General features: G+C 53.3%; 2 rRNA genes. Both read right to left on the bottom strand.

Annotated features, from left to right (window positions below):
- Window positions 1-84, bottom strand: a 23S ribosomal RNA gene (locus tag JZ791_RS44210); the annotation flags it as partial.
- A 327-nt stretch (window positions 85-411) separates the two neighbouring features.
- Window positions 412-523: ribosomal RNA gene (locus tag JZ791_RS44205) — 16S ribosomal RNA — on the bottom strand; the annotation flags it as partial.

Genomic DNA, 523 nt, shown 5'->3' with positions numbered 1-523 from the left:
TCCCCGAGGCTTATCGCAGCCTCCTACGTCCTTCATCGGCTCCTGGTGCCAAGGCATCCACCGTACGCCCTTAAAAACTTACAAACAAAGATGCTCGCGTCCACTGTGCAGTTCTCAAACAACACACCCACCCGAACCTAAACCCAAGACCAACCTCTCCACAAGAAGAAGCGGTATCATCGGAGATCCGAGCGGATCGTCTATTTGCCTAGAAAGAAACACTCGCGTGTTCTCTCAGGACCCAACAGTGTGCCGATATATTCCCGTGAGCCAGTCATGTGACCGACCCGAATACGAAAAACTTGTCAGTGTTCCACCCATGAGCGTCCGCAGCCCTACATGTGAGGACTAAACGGTCTCTGACACAACCACATTCGACTACTCGAAGGATCGTGTAGAAGTGCTCCTTAGAAAGGAGGTGATCCAGCCGCACCTTCCGGTACGGCTACCTTGTTACGACTTCGTCCCAATCGCCAATCCCACCTTCGACAGCTCCCTCCACAAGGGTTAGGCCACTGGCTTC

It is taken from the genome of Nocardia alni (genome assembly GCF_019038435.1).
GTDB classification, from domain to species: domain Bacteria; phylum Actinomycetota; class Actinomycetes; order Mycobacteriales; family Mycobacteriaceae; genus Nocardia; species Nocardia alni.
The sequence above is the reverse complement of the archived record's forward strand: the minus strand, read 5'-3'. Positions and strand labels throughout refer to the sequence as shown.